The sequence below is a fragment of the Kitasatospora sp. NPDC001309 genome, assembly GCF_042896295.1.
Classification (GTDB): domain Bacteria; phylum Actinomycetota; class Actinomycetes; order Streptomycetales; family Streptomycetaceae; genus Kitasatospora.
Genome location: NZ_JBIAXC010000037.1, coordinates 24,711 through 39,784 on the forward strand (window position 1 = coordinate 24,711; position 15,074 = coordinate 39,784).

Annotated in this window: 13 protein-coding genes; 4 read left to right on the top strand and 9 right to left on the bottom strand. The window is 74.9% G+C overall.

From position 1 onward, the window contains the following. Window positions 1–4 precede the first annotated feature (4 nt). Genes ACFY2K_RS30720 through ACFY2K_RS30730 form a run of 3 tightly spaced genes read left to right on the top strand, consistent with a single transcriptional unit; the run spans window position 5 to window position 6,695 of the window. Window positions 5–5,980 (top strand): SAV_2336 N-terminal domain-related protein, encoded by a 5,976-nt coding sequence (locus ACFY2K_RS30720; protein WP_387715861.1) that lies wholly within the window; start codon window positions 5–7, stop codon window positions 5,978–5,980. Next, window positions 5,977–6,396, top strand: a complete 420-nt coding sequence (locus ACFY2K_RS30725; protein WP_387715864.1) for a hypothetical protein — start codon at window positions 5,977–5,979, stop codon at window positions 6,394–6,396. Before ACFY2K_RS30720 ends, ACFY2K_RS30725 begins: the two co-directional genes overlap by 4 nt. Beyond that, complete coding sequence (locus ACFY2K_RS30730) at window positions 6,393–6,695, top strand: DUF3027 domain-containing protein (protein WP_387715867.1); 303 nt, start codon at window positions 6,393–6,395, stop codon at window positions 6,693–6,695. The genes ACFY2K_RS30725 and ACFY2K_RS30730 overlap by 4 nt, the downstream gene beginning before the upstream one ends. Before the next feature lie 17 nt (window positions 6,696–6,712). Here ACFY2K_RS30730 and ACFY2K_RS30735 read toward each other — a convergent pair whose 3' ends face one another. The 9 genes from ACFY2K_RS30735 to ACFY2K_RS30775 form a co-directional block, all read right to left on the bottom strand. Next, entirely contained in the window at window positions 6,713–7,600 is an 888-nt protein-coding gene (locus ACFY2K_RS30735; protein WP_387715870.1) for a 2OG-Fe(II) oxygenase family protein, read from the bottom strand. A gap of 121 nt (window positions 7,601–7,721) precedes the next feature. Further along, window positions 7,722–8,657, bottom strand: coding sequence for an SAM-dependent methyltransferase (locus ACFY2K_RS30740; RefSeq protein WP_387715872.1), 936 nt, complete (start codon window positions 8,655–8,657; stop codon window positions 7,722–7,724). Then, on the bottom strand, window positions 8,654–9,295 hold the full coding sequence (locus ACFY2K_RS30745) for a cysteine hydrolase family protein (protein WP_380588482.1): 642 nt from the start codon (window positions 9,293–9,295) through the stop codon (window positions 8,654–8,656). Before ACFY2K_RS30745 ends, ACFY2K_RS30740 begins: the two co-directional genes overlap by 4 nt. Continuing rightward, the gene (locus ACFY2K_RS30750; RefSeq protein WP_387715875.1) at window positions 9,292–9,549 is read right to left on the bottom strand and encodes a hypothetical protein; all 258 of its coding nucleotides are present in this window, start codon (window positions 9,547–9,549) and stop codon (window positions 9,292–9,294) included. The genes ACFY2K_RS30745 and ACFY2K_RS30750 overlap by 4 nt, the downstream gene beginning before the upstream one ends. 28 nt (window positions 9,550–9,577) lie before the next feature. Then, window positions 9,578–10,111 carry an EF-hand domain-containing protein gene (locus tag ACFY2K_RS30755; protein WP_387715878.1) on the bottom strand — a complete coding sequence of 178 codons (534 nt, stop codon included), beginning with the start codon at window positions 10,109–10,111 and terminating at the stop codon, window positions 9,578–9,580. 272 nt (window positions 10,112–10,383) lie between these two features. After that, window positions 10,384–11,139, bottom strand: coding sequence for an FAD:protein FMN transferase (locus ACFY2K_RS30760; protein WP_380526591.1), 756 nt, complete (start codon window positions 11,137–11,139; stop codon window positions 10,384–10,386). Between the two features lie 30 nt (window positions 11,140–11,169). Further along, window positions 11,170–11,682, bottom strand: coding sequence for an FMN-binding protein (locus ACFY2K_RS30765; protein ID WP_387715880.1), 513 nt, complete (start codon window positions 11,680–11,682; stop codon window positions 11,170–11,172). A gap of 24 nt (window positions 11,683–11,706) precedes the next feature. Beyond that, window positions 11,707–13,074, bottom strand: coding sequence for a ferric reductase-like transmembrane domain-containing protein (locus ACFY2K_RS30770; RefSeq protein WP_387715882.1), 1,368 nt, complete (start codon window positions 13,072–13,074; stop codon window positions 11,707–11,709). Window positions 13,075–13,315: 241 nt separating this feature from the next. After that, a complete protein-coding gene (locus ACFY2K_RS30775) occupies window positions 13,316–14,281 on the bottom strand; it encodes an NAD(P)-dependent alcohol dehydrogenase (RefSeq protein WP_387715884.1) in 966 nt (321 codons plus the stop codon). A 99-nt stretch (window positions 14,282–14,380) separates the two neighbouring features. Between ACFY2K_RS30775 and ACFY2K_RS30780 the strand changes: the two genes are divergently transcribed. After that, the gene (locus tag ACFY2K_RS30780) at window positions 14,381–15,067 is read left to right on the top strand and encodes a TetR/AcrR family transcriptional regulator (protein ID WP_375884286.1); all 687 of its coding nucleotides are present in this window, start codon (window positions 14,381–14,383) and stop codon (window positions 15,065–15,067) included. Window positions 15,068–15,074: the final 7 nt, after the last annotated feature.

Genomic DNA, 15,074 nt, shown 5'->3' on the forward strand with positions numbered 1-15,074 from the left:
GCCGGTGGACGGGTTCGGTACGGGCGGTCACGGTGCGGACGGTTTCGGCGGGTCCGACGCGGACGGCGAGCCGGCGGTGCACGCCGTGCTGCGGCAGGCGCTGGCCGCCCTCGTCGCACCCGAGGACGGCGCGTCGCAGCCCCAGGACCTGGCCGACGTGCTGTGGATCTCCCAACTGGCCGGCCTCGGCCCGCTCACCGCCACCGCCACCGACGCCGATGCCGATGCGGACCCGGAGTCGCCGGGCGGCCACCCCGCACCCCCGGCCACCCCGCACCCGAACCCGCACCAGCCGTCCGCCGACCCCCGCCAGGACCCCCGCCGCCCCGCCGACCCCGACCCCGACCGGCCCCGACCGCCCGCCCCCACCACCCCGCGGCCCGGCCCCAAGGTCGAACTCCACCCCCGCCACGCCCCCGCCGACCCCGACCACCCCGGCGGCCCCGCCCGCGGCGCCGAGGTCGTCCAGGTCACCCGACCCCCCGCCCTGCCCGGCGCCCTCGCCATCGCCCGCGCCCTGCGGCCGCTGCGCCGACCGCTCACCCAGCGCCCCGGCGGCCGCAGGCCCTCCCACCTCGACGAGGAGGCGACGGCGGAGGCCACCGCCGAGGCCGGGGTGCTGCTGCCGGTCTGGCAGCGGACCGAGCCCCGCTACTCCGTCGACCTGCTGGTCGACACCGGCGCCACCATGGCCGTCTGGCACGACCTCGCCGGTGAACTCGCCACCCTGCTCGAACGCCACGGCGCCTTCGAGGAGGTCCGCACCTGGTCCCTCGACACCGACCGGGGCACCCCGCACCTCACCCCCTTCCGCCGCCGCCGCACCGCCGCCCCGCCCCCCGCCGCCCCCGACCCGAACTGGTCCCGCCCGCTCGCCGACCCGCACGGGCGCCGGATCCTGTTCGTCCTCACCGACGGCGTCGGACCGGCCTGGTACGGCAGGGAGTTGGTGCCCTTCCTGGCCCGCGCCGCAGCCGCCGGACCGGCCGCCGCCCTCCAGGTGCTGCCCCGCCGGCTCTGGCACCGGACGGCCCTGCGCGCCGCCCCCGTCGAGGCCCGCGCCGCCACCCACGGCCGGCCCGTCCCGCGGCTGCGCACCGAGAGCACCCTGCCCGGCATCCCGCGCGGCCGGGCCGGCGCGTCGGCCCGGGCCTCGGTCGGCTGGCTGCCGGTCCTGGAGATCGACGCCGACTGGATCGCCCCCTGGGCCGACCTCACCGCCGGCCGCACCACCGGCTGGACGCCCATGCTGGCCGCACCGCTCAGCGGGATCCCGCGCCCGCCGCGCCCGCGCACCAGGGACACGGCCGCGCGCCCGCCCGCCGACCGGGTCGCCGCCTTCCGGGCCGGCAGCTCCCCGAACGCCCACCGGCTCGCCTGCCACCTGGCGGCGGCGCCGCTCAGCCTGCCCGTGATGCGGCTGGTCCAGCGGTCGACCGTGCCGGAGTCCGGGCAGCGGGAACTCGCCGAACTGTTCCTGTCCGGGCTGATCGAGGTGCGGGAGAAGGCCGCCGACCCGGACGAGGTGGTGTACGACTTCGTCGACGGCGTCCGGGAGGAACTGCTGGGGGAGCTGACCCGCACCGAGTCGGTCCGGGTGCTGGAGCACGTCCTCGCCAAGGTCTCCGGCCGGGTCGCCGCGACCTTCGGCGGCACCCTCGACTTCCGCGCCCTCGCCGCCGCGACCAAGGACTCGCGGCACCGGCTCCCGGAGCGCAGCCGCCCGTTCGCCGAGGTCGCGGCCCGGGTCCTGGCCGGGGCCGGCGGCCAACACGTCACGATCGCCCGGCACTTGAGCAGCGCCGTCGGCGACCGGACGTTCCGGCGGGAGCTGCTGACCCCGCCCCCACCGGTCACCAGCCCGCCGGACCCGCCGCGGATGATCGGACGGCAGGAGGAACTCGACCGGCTCGTCCAGGCCTGCGAACGAGGGGGCACGAGGACCCGGCTGATCGCGATCGAGGCGGCCCAGGGCATGGGGAGGCGCCGCCTCCTCCAGGAGTACGTCCGGTTGCACGGCGGGCAGCACCCCTTCATCCACTGGATCAACGGGCAGACCGCCGACACGATGGCCACCGGCTTCGAGCGGTTGCGGGCCGCCCTGGGCGCGGAGAGCGCCGACCGCCTCGACGAGCGGCTCGACGCCCACCCGAACTGGCTGGTCATCGTGGACGACCTGTGGTCGGACGACCTGTACCCGCGCGAACTCGCCCGGCTCCTCGACTCCGAGGGGGGCCGGGTGATCGTCACGACCAACTCCCGCGAGGGAAAGCCCTTCCTGCAGTCCGCGACGACCATCGTCCTCGCCTTCCTCACCGAGGACGAACTCCGCGAGGAGATCCGCCACCGCCTCGGCGACGCCTACCGGCGGATCGAGTACGCCCAGGAGTTCCAGCACCTCCTCGACCGGATGCCCCGCCGCCCGGACGAACTGGCGACCTGGCACCTGGACGAGAAACTGGCCGTGCTGGTCGGGCCGGAGGGGGCGGGGGACTCCTACTCCACCGTCCGCAGCTTCCGCCTGCCCAGCCCGGCCCTGGCGATCGCGACGGTGCACGATCCCGACGGTGCCGGTACCGCACTTGCCGTCTACAGCGTGGACGGAGTGATGCGCCACATCGACGTGACGACCGGGCAGGAGTCGGCCCCTCCGCTGACCCTGAACGCGGGCCTCCCGGAGTTCGTCGTGATGGCGCAGATCAGTGAGCACCCACACGTTCTCTGCGCGACGGATGCCGCTGGCGGAGTCGTCTTCTGGCTCGCCCGCGACGGATCTCTCATCTCCACCGAACGAGGCTTCGTCAAACCGGTGGTGGCCATCGCGCCTTTCGGGAGCGCGGACGGAGAGCAAGTCCTCTGGACCTCGGACATCGACGGCCGCATGCACGTCCGGGGCCCGCGGGACCGCGATACGGGCCTGGAGCTGAGGGGCCTGCCCGGGGGCCATCGTTCCTGGGCCATGACCATGCTGCCCCAACGGGACGGGCGGCAGCTCCTGATCGGCGTCGACCCGACCGGACGCCTCCACCGCTGGCAGCCCGAGGACCCGTCGACCGCCGAGTTCTTCGCCGCCGCCGTGGTCGACCCCGGCCGGGCGCGGACGATCGTCGGGATCAGCGGTGATGACACCCGCTGCGTGCTCGCCTCGATCGGCGACCGGGACACCCACATCCACATCTGGGAGTTCGAGGGCCGCTGGCGCGCCGACCGCCGGCGAGAGGAGCGGAGGAGCGGGGACCGCGCGCGTGAGGCCGAACGGCCGCTCGTCGCGGAGCGGTTCCGCCTGGTCGAGCGGATCGCCCAAGGGCGGCGGAGCGAGGTCTGGCGGGCCCGCGACGAGCGGGACGGTTCGACGGTCGCGGTGAAGTCCTTCGCCCGGGAGCACCTCTTCCCCGAACTGGACCAGGGCCTGTTCCAGCAACAGGCCGGGATGCTCGCCGAACTCGACCATCCGGGCCTCGTCGCCTTCCACGGTTCCGGCAGCGACACCGAACGCCTCTACCTGGCCATGGAGTTCATCGACGGGCCCAACCTCAGAAGCATGCTCGACGGCGGCTCCGTACCCTCGCACGAGGCCGCGGTCATCGCCCACGGTGTGGCCGAGGCGCTGGTGTACCTGCACGGCCACGGGATCGCGCACGGCAGGATCGAGCCCGCCAACATCCTCATCCGCCCGGACGGCAGCCCCGTCCTCTGCGATCTGGGCATCGACCTGGACGGGAACGGCACGACGGACCGGACCGTCGACCTCTTCGACCTCGGCACCGTCCTCCAGGAGACCGGAGTGCCCGATACCCTGCACGGCCTCGTCCTCGACCTGGTGCACCCGGACCCGCGCCGCCGACCGTCCTCCGCCGCCGAGGTCCTCCAGCGGATCGCCGCCTCCGGAGCCCTGGTCCGGCCCGACCGCACGACGGCGCCGCCCCTGAGGTTCACGCTGCTCGGAGAGGTCCGCGCCTGGCGCGGGGACGAAACGGTGGAGCTCGGATCGGGGGAGCGGAAGGCGCTGCTCGCCGCCCTGTTGAAGTACCGCCGTCGGCCCGTCCGGGCCGAGGTGCTGATCGCGGAGGTACGGCAGCGGCACACCTCGTCCAACCGTGACATCGACGAAGTGCGATCCCACATAACGGAGTTGGGGAGAGTCCTCAATTCGCCGTCGGACCCTCGCAAGGTGCTGGAGGAGCTGGCGGACCACCACACCTGGGTCCTGAACGTCGTCTCCGAGCAGATCGACACCGTGCTCTTCGAACAGGCCCTGGAGCGCGCCGAGGCGGCACGCGCGGACGCCGACCCGGCGGAGGCCCGGCGGCACGCCGAGAAGGCCCTCGCCCTCTGGCAGGGGCCGCCGCTGGCCGACGCGCCGGGGCCGCTGGCGGAGATCGAGCGGATCAGGCTGACCGGACTGTACGAACGCGCCCAGGAGTTGATGGTCGAAACGGCGGGGGACACCCGCCTCGGCTACCGGCTGCTCGGCCCGGTGCGCGTCCTGCGGGGCAGCGAGCCGCAGCCCGTCGGCTCACCGGAGCAGCAGGCCGTCCTGGCCACCCTCCTGCTGCACGCCCCGGCGCAGGTGTCGACCGCAGGCCTGGTCGACGCCCTCCACGGCGAAGCTCCGCCACCCCAGGCCGTTGCCGCCGTGCGCACCTACGTCTCCCGGCTGCGCTCCGTCCTCGGCGACCCCACCCAGCCGCGCGGCGCGGCCGACACCCTACAGACGGTCGGCGATGGCTATCGGCTGACCGTCGATCCGGACTCCCTCGACGTGGCCGTCTTCGAGCAGCGCCTGGCCGAGGCCCGGCACTCGCAGGAGACAGGGGACGTGTCCGAGGCGTACACCCTGCTGCGGTCCGCGCTCGACCTCTGGGACGGCACGGCGCTGGACGGCGTCCCCGGGCCGTACGCCTCCGGCGAGCGCACCCGGTTGACCGAGCGGCGGATGGCGGCCACCGAGGAGATGTACGCCACCGGCCTGGCACTCGGGCAGCACTCGGAGCTCGCGAACGCACTCGAACGGCTCGTCCACGAGAACCCGTTGCGCGAGCGGTTGTGCGCGCTGCTGATGCTCGCCCACTACCGGTCCGGTCGGCGGACCGTGGCACTCGTCGCCTACGGGCAGCTCCAGCGCGCGCTGCAACAGGAGTTGGCCGTTGTGCCGAGCCCGTTGGTGACGCGGCTGTACGAGATGATCCGAACGGACGATCCCGAACTTCGCAGCCCCGGTGGGGTCGAGGCGGTCATCGTGGCCCCCGGTTGGGTGGACGCGTCCATGATCGCGGCCCCCGACCGGTCCTCCCACGGCAGTACCTCGCAGGGCGTGGTGATCGGGCTCGACGACGTCCGACAGGCCCCGGTGTCCGTCGACTTCCAGGCCGGCCCGCTGTTCGCCGTCTTCGGCGACACCGGGTCCGGGAAGACGGCGCTGCTCCGCCTGCTGGTCAAGCGGCTCACCGAGCGCTTCACCCCGGACGAAGTGGGCTTCCTGGTGGTGGACTTCGAGGCCTCGCTGCGGGACGAGGTGCCGCCCGAGTACCTCGTCCACTACGCGGGGGACATGTCGAGCCTGGCCACCCTGGCCCGGATCCTGCGCATCGCGGTCACCAGCCGGACACCCGGGTCACGGGGGCACAAGGACATCGTCCTCGTCGTGGACGACCTGGACGTGGTCGCCGCGAACGAGGACAACCCGTTGCCCTCCCTGGCCGCATTCCTGCCGCGGGCCGGGGAGCTCGGCCTCCGCGTGATCGTCGCCGACCACTCCGTGGGCGCCGGCCAGGCCCGCACCGCCGACCCGTTCCTCGGGGCCGTGTGCGGCTACGGGGGGCAGGGCGTGCTGCTGTCCGGTGACGGCCGGGAGGGCTACCTGCTCGGCAGCGTCACGCCCCGGCCCCTCCCGCCGGGCCGGGGAATCCTGGTGACGTCCGATCGCCCGTCCGGAACACTGTTCCAGGCCACCTGGGTGCCGGACGGAAGAGACCGATGACGACTGACGACGACGCGATGCCACTCTTTCGAGCCGTCATGATCTTCGACTGGTACGACGGTCCCCGGGCAGGGGTCGCCCGGGTGGAGACCGAACGCGGGAACTGGTGGTACTTCCGCACGCTCGCGACCCGCTTCGACCCGGACGACCTCGACCACGTCCTCTACGCCCTCTCGGCGATCCCGGTGGAGGGATCGGCCCTCCTGGAGTCCGAGTTCGGCGATCCAAGGCTCGGGCCGTTGATCTGGCCGGGCGACCCGGGGGAGGTGTCCGCGCGGGTGGCCGAGGTGGTCGAGGCGGCGGAGGCGGACGTGTCCGACCCGATGTACGTCGGGCGAGTGGCCGGGAGCGACCGGCGGTGCGAACTGTGGAATGCGCACGGGTCGTTCGCCCTCACCGGTGGGGCCGGGCGATGACCGGGGGTGGCGAGGAGGCGGACACGGCGACGCACGCCGCCGAGCACCCCCGCGAGCTGGACGCGATCCACGACCGGTGGATCACCCGGCGTCACCGTGGGGGCGCGGACGACGATGAGTGGTACCGCCAGCAGTGCGGCTTCTGCCGTCACTGGTTCCCGTTGGCCGGCACCCTGGGGCTGGACTACGGGGCGTGCGCGAACGGGGAGTCGGAGTTCGACGGGACGGTGCGGTTCGAGCACGACGGCTGCGGCCGCTTCGCGCGCTCGGGGCGGTGGTCCGTCCCGTCGGACTTCTGACGACGGCCGGCGGGGGATCAGAGTGCCGGGACCTCGGGGAGGCCGAACATGCCGGGGTTGGTGCGGATCTTCTCCCGCAGGTCGACCCGCTCGGCTCCCCGCTCGGCTCCCCGCTGCGCCCCCGGCTCCGCCGTCCAGGCGTACACGGGCTCGGTGAGTTCGGGGTTGACGAAGTACATCAGTGCGGTGCGCTCGGGCAGGCGCAGGTTGCGGACCTGGTGGTAGAGGGCCGGGACGCGGCCGGCGGTGAGGTCGGTGAGGACCGAGCCGGGCATCAGGATGACCTCGTCGGGGGCGGTGTCCACCGGGCGGGGGGTGCCGTCGAGGAAGAGTTCGAGGCCGGGGGCGGTGGCGTGGATGACGGTGACCAGGTGGCCGTCCTCGTGGCGGTCCTGGAGCAGGTCGCGGTCGAAGCCGGTGGCCGCGTAGTCGTTGAGCTGGAGGTAGGAGGCGGCTTCGAAGGCGGGGGCCCGGTGCCCGCCGAGTCGGGCGGCGAGCTCGCCGACGGTGTGGGTGACCAGTGCGGCGAGGTGGCGGCGCCAGGCGAGCAGGGCGGCGGTGAGGTCGGGGAGTTCGGCCGCGTGGGGGATCAGGTCGAGGCGGTCGTGCCAGAGGGTGAAGCAGTCGTTGAGGTCGGGGCGGTCGGAGCGGACCGAGAACTCGCGGCCGAGCGGGCGGTAGCCGGAGTTGAAGTCGCCGGTCGAGTAGCGGAACTTGCGTTCTGTCGGCCGGCCGAAGAACGTCCGGCTCTCGCCGAGCACCCGGTGCAGCAGGTGCGCCGCGCCGTCGTCGAGCGTGACCCGGGCGTAGCCGTCGCGCAGCAGATCGTCGGCGGCCTGCGCGGCGGCCCGCACGGCGGCCTGCGCGGCGACGTGGGTGGCGGTGTGCGTGGCAACGGTGTGCATGGTGCGTCCCTCCTCCGTACCCGGGCCCTTGATCGGGCCCCGGATCGACGGTACGCGGAGAAGATGCCGGGATTTTGAACCGTTGACGGAACGTGTGTACCGGGCGTGCGTCAGGAGTGTGTCAGGGCCGGACGGCGAAGACCCAGCGGTTGGCGGCGAGGGTGTCGTCCGGTTCGGGGAGCGGCCCGCGGCCGTAGTGGCGGGTGAACTCGAAGGGGGTGTGGTCGGTGGTGGACCAGCCGTGCGCGCGCAGGTCGGCGGGGGTGTCGGGGCGGGGTTCGGCGTCGAAGAGGGCGAGCAGGTCGATGCCGGTCCGGTCGCGGGTGGCGGTGTAGACGGGGTTGGTGCGGACGGCCGCGGACTCGATGCCGAGCTTGGCCTCGTAGGCGAGGGTGGAGCCGGGGGCGCTGAGCCGGGCGACGGTGGCGAAGAGCTCGCGTTCGGCGGTGCCGGGCAGGTAGAGCAGCAGGCCTTCGGCGAGCCAGGCGGTGGGCCGGTCGGGGCGGAAGCCGGCGTCGGTGAGCACCTGGGCCCAGTCGGTGCGCAGGTCGGTGCCGACGGTGACCCGGTGGGGGGTGGTCGGACGGGCTTCGATGCCGTCCAGGACGCCCTGTTTGAAGGCCAGTACCTCGGGCCGGTCGATCTCGTAGAGGGCGCAGTCGGACGGCCAGTCGAGCCGGTACGCCCGGGCGTCCAGTCCGGCGCCGAGCAGCACGACCTGGCGGGCGCCGAGTTGGACGGCGCGCAGCAGCTGGTCGTCCAACGCCCGGGTGCGCAGGGCGAAGTAGCGGCCGAGCCGGCCCCACAGCGGGTCGGCCTCCCCGGCCGGGACGTCCTGGGGGTGGAGCGGCCAGTCGGCGGCGGCGGGGACGGCGCGGACGAAGTGCTCCGCGTACGGGTCCCGGGCGAGGGCGTCGGGGCGGTGGGTCTCGATCGCCCGGGCGGCGGCGACCAGGACGGCGGTGAGGGCGACGCCTTCGGCGACGGCGTGGCCGTCGGTGCCGGGGGTGCCGGGGGTTCCGGTCGGGTCGAGGGTCTCGGTCGCGCCGACACTCATGTGCGCTCCTGTGGTCGGGGGGCGGGGGTCTCGGGAGGGTTGGTCCAGACGTCGAGCCGGTCGCGGGTGGTGACGCGGGCGCCGTACACCCGCTGCATGAAGCCGAGGACGGCCTCGTCGGGCAGGTGCAGCGCTGCCGTGCAGTCGGCGAGGACGGTGATGTGGAAGCCCTTCTGGAAGGCGGTGCGCGCGGTGGTGTCGACGCACACGTCGGCGAACACGCCCGTCATGGCGAGGTGGTGGACGCCGCCGTCGACGAGGTGCCGTTCGAAGCCCGCGCTGAGGAAGGCGTCGAAGCAGGCGTGCTTGGTGAACACGGCCTCGTCCGCCCTCGGCGTCACGGCGTGGAACTCGGCGCCCCAGCTGCCGTCGAGGCACTTGGGCCGTTTGCCGAGCGCGGCGTCCCGGTGGCGCCAGCTCGCGCCCTGGTGGGCGGGGTCGCCGAGGAAGCGGACGAAGACCACCTCGGTGCCGTGGGCGCGGGCCGCCTCGACGGCCCGGGCGGTGTTGGCGGCGACGGTGGCGAGCCGGGTCGGGTCGCCGGGGTAGCGGGCGGCGGCGACGGGCCCGGCACAGAAGTCGTTCTGCAGGTCGACGACGACCAGGGCGGTACGGCCGGTCGGCGGCGCGGCGTTCACGCGACCGCCCCGGGCAGGGCGCCGGCGGCGGTGTCGGCGGTGGCGTAGGCGGTGACGTGGCAGGCGTCGGCGTGCCGCTCGGTGTCCGCGGCCTCCTCGCGCAGCGGGACGGAGGAGTGGTACGTCCGGGTGGAGCGGGTGATCTCCACTGCGGTGTCGTGGAGTTGGGCGATCCGGTGCGGGGTCTGCTCGAAGACGGTCGCGAGTTCCGCGCCCGTTCCCCGGCCGACGGCGCGTGCGACGACGGGTGCCAAGGTGCCTCCTCGGGGCAGGGTCGAGGGTTCAGGCGATCGGGGTGCCGACCAGCAGGTCGCCGGGGATGCCGGCCTTGTCCGGGGCGTAGAAGTCGCGGATCCCGTCGGCCCAGGTGGCGACGGTGATCCGGTCGTCGGGGGTGGGGCCGAAGGCGTCGAACAGGGCGTCGATGTTGGCGGGTCCGAAGCCGATCGCGGTCATCAGCGCGACGAACAGCGGCCGCTCGACGTACCCGTCGCCGTCCGGGTCGCCGAGTGCGGACAGCGCCTGGGCGAACTCGGCGGCGGTCGGGCCGAAGCGCTCGGGTGCCTGGACGAAGGCGCGGAACTCGTCACGGCTGACCACGCCGTCGCCGTCGGCGTCCAACTCGCGCTCCAGGGTGGCCCAGTAGCGTCGGAAGGCGGCCCGGATGGCCTGCTTCGCGGGCTCGCCGGAGTCGGTGGCGGCCTCGACCACGCGGGCCGACATCAGCGCGAAGTCCTCGGCCTCGATCACTCCGTTGCGGTTGGCGTCGAAGAGGGTGAAGACCAGTTCGACCCGCTGGGCGGCCTCGGTCAGCATGAACGGCTCCTGGGACGTGGTGCGTCGGGGAACGGGGCGCCTCGGCGCCCGGTGGTTCCCCCACTATCGACGACCGGGCGGGTGTGAGCGGGGGCATGATCGTCGTGTTCACCTGATGGGGTGAAATCGTCCGAATGGCCGGGAGGTTGCCGGTGCCGCCCGCGCGTCGTAAGGACTCGCCCGCGCGTGAGGACAGGCCCGCGCGTGGGGTACTCGCGCGCACGCAGGCCCGCCCGCGCGTGGTCCCGGCCGCGCGGCGCCGGTCGCGGGCGTCAGCGCGCCGTGGCGAGCTGCCAGTCGGCGGGACCGGCCGGCGGCAGGTGGCCGGGCAGGCCGGGGGTCCAGCGCTTGGTGCCGTCCGGCAGGACGGCGAGCGCCTCCACCCCGGGCCGGCGGGCCGCCCAGGCGAGGGCCCGGTCCGGGCCCATCGCGAAGGCGGCGGTGGCCCAGGCATCGGTGCGGGCGATGCCGGTGCCGGGGGCGCCCACCAGGGTGAGCGAGGCGAGGCCCTCCGCCGGCCGGCCGGTGTGCGGGTCCAGGACGTGGGCGCCGCGTTCGGCGGTGCCGGAGGTGGCGATCGCGAGGTCGCTTCCGCCCAGGACGGCGGCGAGTGCGCCCGGCCGTCCGGGGTGGGCGACGCCGATCCGCCAGGGCCCGCCGCAGGTCTGCACGTCGCCGCCGCCGTTGACGCAGAACTGCCGGGCCCCGGCGGCGCGCAGCAGCCGGGCGGCCTCCTCGACGGCCCAGCCCTTGACCCAGCCGCTGGGGTCGAGCCGGCCGCCGGGGCGCTCGGTGAAGTAGCCGTCGGTCTCGGCCGCGACCTCGCGGCAGGCGTCCAGGACCGTGCGGACCTCGGGATCGCAGTCGGCGAGGGCCAGGTCGCCCCGGTCGAGCCGGCTGATGTCGCTCTCCGGCCGGTACGGGGAGAACACCGCGTCGATCCGGTGCAGCCGGTCGGCGACCTGCCGCAGCGCCTCGGGGGTGCCGGGGCCGGGGTCGCGGACGGCGATCGAGAACACGGTGCCCATCACGGGCTCGGCGTGCCGCAGCACCGGGCGTCAGCCCTTCGCCCGGTCGAGGGCGCTCTGCAGCGAGCGGATGTAGCCGTCGCTGGTGTAGGTCGCGCCGCTGACGGCGTCGATCTGGGCGTTCTGCGCGGAGATCGCCTCCTGGTTGAGGGTGGGGAGGGCGTCGGCGTTGATCTCGCGGTCCCGGCGGTCCTCGGTGGGGTACTTGACCACGTCGACGCCGGTGATCCGGCTCCCGGCGAGGGTGACCTGCACCTGGACCGGGCCGTACCGGGTGTTGATCGTGTCGCCGCTGGCCTTCCGGGTGGCGCCGCCCGCCGCGGACGCGAGCGCGGGCGCGGGGGACGCGGACCCGGTCCCGCTGCCCGAGGACGAGCCGGACCCGGACCCGGACCCGGACCCGGACCCGGAATCGGCCCCGGACGAGCTACCCGCCCCCGAGCTGATCACGGGTGCGTTCCCGGTCGCCTGGTGCGGTTTGAGGGAGAGCAGCAGCACCACCCCGGCGGCGGTGGCGGCACTGGTGACGACGGCTCGGCGCATGGACGGCTCCTCGTGTGGTCGGGCTCAGAAGGCGAAGGACTCGTGGTGGATCCGCCCCGGCCGCACCCCGGCGGCCCGCAGCGCCCGTACGGCCTCCGCGGTGACGGCCTCGGGCCCGCACAGGTACACCTCGTGCTCCGCGAGCCCCGGCACCAGGCGGGCCAGCGCCGCCCCGAGGTCGCCGACCTGCTCGCGGGGGCCGAGCAGCTCGTGCACCGTCGCGCCGCGCCGCCGGGCGATCTCCGTCAGCTCCGCCCGGAACAGCACGTCCTCGGCGCGCCGGGCCCGCTGGACCAGGATGACCTCGCCCGGCAGGGTCTCGAACAGGGCCCGCAGCGGGGTGATCCCGACGCCCACCCCGAGCAGCAGTACCCGGCGCCGGCGCTGCCGGCGCCCGGTGAACGCGCCGTACGGCCCCTCGGCCCGGACCGGGGTGCCCGGGCGCAGCCGGGCGACGGCGGCGCTGTGGCCGCCGAGGTCCTTGACGGTGAACCGGAGGAAGTCCGGGCGGGCCGGCGCGGACAGCGAGTACGGGTTGGCGGCCCAGCGCAGCCCGGGGGCCTGGAACTGGAGGCGGAAGAACTGGCCGGGCTCGGCGCGGAGTTCGTCGAGCCGCCGACCGGACAGGAACAGCGACACCACGCCCGGTCCCTCCGGCCGGATCTCGGCGACCCGCAGCCCGTGCCGCCGGTCGAGCAGCCAGGGCCGCAGCAGCCGGAACCAGCCGAGCAGCGCCGCCGTCCCGAAGTAGAGCGCGTACCAGGCGGCCCGGCCGGGTCCGCCGCCGAGGTCGGCGCCGGTGGTCAGCTGGTGGGCGAAGGCCAGCGCCACCGCGAGGTAGGTGGCCAGGTGCAGGTGGTACCAGGTCTCGTAGGAGAGCCGGCGGCGGGCCGCCCGGGCGGAGACCGCTCCGGTGCCGAGCATCAGCAGGGTGCCGAAGGCGGCCTTGAGCATGTCGGGGTAGTGGAAGACGATCTCCACGCCCTCGTCGAGCGGCCCGCGCCCGTCGGTGAGCGCGTACCCCCAGACCACGGTCAGCAGGTGCACGGTGACCAGGCCGACCAGCCAGCGGCCGCCGTACGCGTGCCAGCGGGCCAGCCGGTCGGCGCCGACCCCGCGCTCCACGGCCGGCAGCCGGGCCATCAGCAGGAGCAGCACCGGTGCGGCGTACCCGGCGAGCAGTCCGGTGATCCGCCCGGCGCCGGTCAGCCAGCCGGCCGCGCCGGCCACCGAGGAGGTGTCCGCCCACCACAGCCCGAGCACGCCGAGCGCGCCGGCGGCGATCAGGCCGAGCGCGGCGCCCGGCGGCAGCGCGAGCGGCGGGCGCTCGGCCGCCCGGTGACGCGGGCCGGCCGGCGCCTGCCGGGACTTCGGTGCGGTGGCAGTGGCCATCGGGGAACCTCCTTGACTCCCGGGGGCGGCACGGCCCCGCCCGGGCGGTCCACGATCGCACCGCAAGCTCTGAGTCGCCTCTGAGCGGGCCCGCCGCCGGCGCCCGCCAGAACCACCGTTTCCCCTGGTCAGAGGCCGTATGGGGCCCACGAACGGCCCCCGCTGATCTCACGGCTTTCTCATCGCGGCAGCCCGGAAGCCCGGCAACCCGGCAACCCGACAGCCCGGCAGCCCGGAAGTCCTAGCCGACCCGGACCACGTACTTGCCCCGGACCCCGCCCGCCTCCAGCGCCCGGTGGGCCGCCGCCGTCTCCTCCAGGGGGAAGACCGTGTCCACCGCGGGGCGCAGCTTGCCCTCGACCACGTGGCGGGCGAGGTCGTCGAAGTCCGCCTGCCCGGGGTTGCCGCTGAAGAAGCGCACCCGGCCGCGTCCGTGGACGGTGCTGGCCGCGAGGTAGCCGAAGGACGCGGCGGGCCGTTTCGGGTCGAAGGCGAGGGTGACCATGCGCCCGCCGGGCGCCGGTCGGCGCCGGTAGGCCCGCAGGTCGGTCCCCGCCGTGTCCAGGACCACGTCGAAGCGGTCCAGGTCCGCGGCCCGCACCGTCCGGTGGTCGATCGCCCGGTGCGCGCCGAGCCCGCGGACGAAGTCGAGGCCGGTGGCGCGGGCGAGGGCCGTGACCTCGGCGCCGTAGGCCCGTCCGAGCTGGACGGCGGCGTTGCCGACACCGCCCGCCGCACCCCGGACGAGGAGCCGTTCGCCGGGGCGCAGCCCGGCCTTGTCCCGCAGGGCGGTGATGGCCGCGGTGGCCACCGGCAGGGCGGCGGCGTCCACCGGGTCGATGCCGTCGGGGAGCCGCCCGACCCGGGTGGCGGGCACGCTCACGTACTCGGCGGCGCTGCCGAACCCGGAGGTGCGGCCCAGGACTCCCCACACCCGGTCGCCGGGCGCGAACCGGGTGACTCCGGCGCCCGGTTCGGCGACCTCGCCGGTGAAGTCCAGGCCGACCCGCTGGGGGAAGGTCCGGCCGCTCAGGAGCCGCAGACGGCCCGAACGGACGGTCAGTTCGCCGCCGTTGACGCTGAACGCGCGCACCTTCACCAGCACTTCGCCGGGGGCCGGCTCGGGGCGCGGCACGCGGCCCACGTACAGCACCTCGGGGCCGCCGTAGCGGTCGTACAGCACGGCCTTCATCATCCGGTCGTTCATCGTTCTCCCGTTCCGGCCCGGGGACTTGCGGGTCCGGCAGCGACCGTAGGCTCTCAAGCGGACGCAATCGTCCGTTTGGACCGGAAGCGAGAGACAGTGATGGTGGATTCCTCTCGGATCACAGCCCGGGGCGGGGTGCGGGCGGACGCCCGGCGCAACCGGGAGCGCGTCCTCGTCGCCGCCCGGGCGGTCTTCGCGGAGCACGGGATCGACGCCCCGATGGCCGCCGTGGCCCGTCGGGCCGGGGTCGGCGTGGCGACGCTGTACCGGCACTTCCCGACCCGGGACGCCCTGGTGCGGGGCGCGTTCGCGCAGCAGATGCAGACCTGCGCGCGGGCGCTCACCGAGGCCCTGGCCGCCCCCGACCCCTGGCAGGGCTTCCAGCGGTTGATCGAGACGGTCTGCGCGCTGCAACGGGAGGAACGCGGGTTCCCGGCCGCGTTCGTCACCGCCTTCCCGGACAGCGGGTCGCAGCACGCGCACGCCCGCCGACGGGCCGAGCGCGACGTCGCGACCCTGGTGCGCCGGGCGCAGGCCTCGGGCGCGCTGCGGCCCGACTTCCACCCCTCCGACCTCGCCGTGGTGCTGCTGGCCCACTGCGCCCTGGTCACCGCCCTGCCCGACGACGGTGCGGCGTCCCGGCGCCTGGTGGCCTACCTGCTCCAGTCGTTCCGCGCCGACGGGGCCCGCGGACCGCTGCCGCCGCCGGCCGCGCTGACCCTGCGCGACCTCCCGACCGCGGCCGACGGCCGAACCCCCTCGCCGCCCGCCCACCCCGGTACATGACGTAACG

What these genes read in the sequence shown, in the direction of transcription:
- ACFY2K_RS30765 (WP_387715880.1), bottom strand. Translation starts at nt 11,682, where the DNA reads ATGCGCCGAGCCGTCGTCACCAGTGCCGCCACCGCCGCCGGGGTGGTG.
- ACFY2K_RS30735 (WP_387715870.1), bottom strand. Translation starts at nt 7,600, where the DNA reads ATGCACACCGTTGCCACGCACACCGCCACCCACGTCGCCGCGCAGGCC.
- ACFY2K_RS30740 (WP_387715872.1), bottom strand. Translation starts at nt 8,657, where the DNA reads ATGAGTGTCGGCGCGACCGAGACCCTCGACCCGACCGGAACCCCCGGC.
- ACFY2K_RS30730 (WP_387715867.1), top strand. Translation starts at nt 6,393, where the DNA reads ATGACCGGGGGTGGCGAGGAGGCGGACACGGCGACGCACGCCGCCGAG.
- ACFY2K_RS30770 (WP_387715882.1), bottom strand. Translation starts at nt 13,074, where the DNA reads ATGGCCACTGCCACCGCACCGAAGTCCCGGCAGGCGCCGGCCGGCCCG.
- ACFY2K_RS30775 (WP_387715884.1), bottom strand. Translation starts at nt 14,281, where the DNA reads ATGAACGACCGGATGATGAAGGCCGTGCTGTACGACCGCTACGGCGGC.
- ACFY2K_RS30755 (WP_387715878.1), bottom strand. Translation starts at nt 10,111, where the DNA reads ATGCTGACCGAGGCCGCCCAGCGGGTCGAACTGGTCTTCACCCTCTTC.
- ACFY2K_RS30760 (WP_380526591.1), bottom strand. Translation starts at nt 11,139, where the DNA reads ATGGGCACCGTGTTCTCGATCGCCGTCCGCGACCCCGGCCCCGGCACC.
- ACFY2K_RS30780 (WP_375884286.1), top strand. Translation starts at nt 14,381, where the DNA reads ATGGTGGATTCCTCTCGGATCACAGCCCGGGGCGGGGTGCGGGCGGAC.
- ACFY2K_RS30725 (WP_387715864.1), top strand. Translation starts at nt 5,977, where the DNA reads ATGACGACTGACGACGACGCGATGCCACTCTTTCGAGCCGTCATGATC.